At 45.9% G+C, this 2,005-nt stretch carries 3 protein-coding genes and 1 pseudogene; 2 read left to right on the plus strand and 2 right to left on the minus strand.

The window, feature by feature from the left end; all coding sequences use genetic code 11:
* Positions 1-290: Hsp33 family molecular chaperone HslO (locus B3180_RS10315; protein ID WP_286844366.1), on the minus strand; the 290-nt coding region annotated here is incomplete at its 3' end.
* 29 nt (positions 291-319) lie between these two features.
* Entirely contained in the window at positions 320-721 is a 402-nt protein-coding gene (hslR, locus tag B3180_RS10320) for a ribosome-associated heat shock protein Hsp15 (protein ID WP_222235698.1), read from the minus strand.
* Positions 722-871: 150 nt separating this feature from the next.
* Here hslR and gspC point away from each other — a divergent pair, with 150 nt between their 5' ends.
* Together gspC and B3180_RS10330 are read left to right on the plus strand one after the other, a co-directional pair.
* The gene (gene gspC / locus B3180_RS10325) at positions 872-1,762 is read left to right on the plus strand and encodes a type II secretion system protein GspC (protein ID WP_273022667.1); all 891 of its coding nucleotides are present in this window, start codon (positions 872-874) and stop codon (positions 1,760-1,762) included.
* A gap of 1 nt (position 1,763) precedes the next feature.
* Positions 1,764-2,005, plus strand: a pseudogene (locus B3180_RS10330) (type II secretion system protein GspD); the annotation flags it as partial.

Genomic DNA, 2,005 nt, shown 5'->3' on the forward strand with positions numbered 1-2,005 from the left:
CTTTTTAAGCGTGCAATGCCCCGGAGTTCCTGATTATGGTTACCATTAACTGCAATAAAATTAAGTGGTCCATCACCCTGAAGCTGAACGGCTATGTGGCCGTTAAATTTTAATGTTGCCGTCAGTAAGGATACTGCCGCCATCATCTGCCCCAGTAACTCCTGAACCGGTGCCGGGTAATCGTGACCACGAATTAAGGTTTGGTAACTGCTGGTCAACTGAACGAGTTCACCGCGCACATCGTGCTCTTCAAAGGTGTAACGTGACAATTGATCAGTTGGGTATTCCATGGGCACTCCTATTTATCGACGACAGGGGCTTACTCGCCGCTATCTTTCATTCTGATAAGTTGACGGCGCTGTTTCTTATCCGGCCGTCCTTCCGGGTGCGGATTATACAACGCATTAAGCTTTCTTGCTTCAGCATTTTGTTCGCGCTTTTCAACGCTTTCTGCGGTTTCCTGATAGAGCAGCTGAGCTTCACTTGCGCCGCGACGCTGCTCACTTAAAGCCATTACTTCCACTTCTTTGGTATCAAAGCCCTGGCGCAAAGTAATAACAGCACCCACCTGTACAATTTTTGAAGGCTTGCTACGCTGTCCCTCATAATGTACTTTGCCTGACTGAACCATTTGCCGGGCAAGTGCTCTGGTCTTATAAAACCGGGCTGCCCATAGCCATTTATCAAGGCGAATAGAGTTCTCTTTTCGATTTCTTGTCATAAAAACGCAACGAATTCGTTATAAACTTTGTGTTAATCGATTGTTGACTCATGTTGCCTGCGCTAGAATGCATGAATCGTCTTTTGTCAGTGTAACAAGAATAAGAATAAAGTGACTGTCCGACTCAAACAAATATTTACAGATCCTCAAATGTGGCGCAGATTAATGCAGGCGCTCACGGCATTCGCGTGGTTTTTGGTCGCAGTACTACTGGCGCGTTTTACCTGGTCTTTAATTAATCCGGCAGAACCGGAGGGGACTGCGGTTCTGCCTAAAGTGACGGTTGACGTTGCGGATAACCGGAGTACTGACTTAAGTAGCTTAAAATCATTAAACTTATTTGGCGCCGCTGAGCGAAATGACCGTTCAACGAATACCCGTAACGCACCAAAAACATCATTAAACGTGCGCTTAATTGGGGTTTCTGCCAGCTCTAATCCAGAGCGTTCAGCCGCTATTATCCAGCAAGGAACTAAGCAACAAACCTATGTTATTGGTGAGAACCTTGGTAGCTCATCTGTCACTGTTGAAGAAATTCATGCTGACCGTGTCATTCTCGATAATAACGGACGTTTAGAAACTCTTGAAATGGAAGACATTGGCGAAGATAGGCCGGCACTGTCGCTGGTTATTGATGGTTCAGGAAATGGTGACGGGGCTTTGGTCCCGGAAGATGACGAAGGTTCTAATGCTGATCAAAGCAACTTGCCAGACGATGCGAGTGTTGAGGAGCAGTTGGCTCAGGTTGCCAATAACCCGTCTTCTCTACTGGATTACGTGAGTATTTCACCGGTGCAGGCAAATGGTGAACTCAAAGGGTATAAATTAAATTCGGGTAAAAACCCTGAATTGTTTCGAGACGCAGGTTTTCAAAACGGTGACTTAGCAGTAGCCATTAATGGCTATGACCTGACCGATATGGAGCAAGCAATGCTGGCCAGTCAGGAACTCTCAGAGCAAAAGCAAGTCAGTATCGAAATTGAGCGCGACGGTGAACGCATGGAGCTGTCGTTTGAGCTACCGGTAAAACAGGATAATTAATATGAACGTGGCAAAGAGTGGCTTAAAAGCATGGCTGGGAGCCTTAGGGATAACTTTAACCCTTATGAGCTCGCCATTAAGCAGCGAAGAGTATGCCGCTAGTTTCAAAAATACCGACATCAACGAATTTATTCAGGTGGTTGGACGTAACCTCGAGAAGACCATCATTATCGATCCAAACGTCAGAGGCAAAATTGATGTCCGCAGCTACGATGTCATGAATGAAGAGCAGTACTATCAGTT

The organism is Idiomarina sp. UBA4206, from assembly GCF_002383015.1.
Taxonomy (GTDB): Bacteria; Pseudomonadota; Gammaproteobacteria; order Enterobacterales; family Alteromonadaceae; genus Idiomarina; species Idiomarina abyssalis.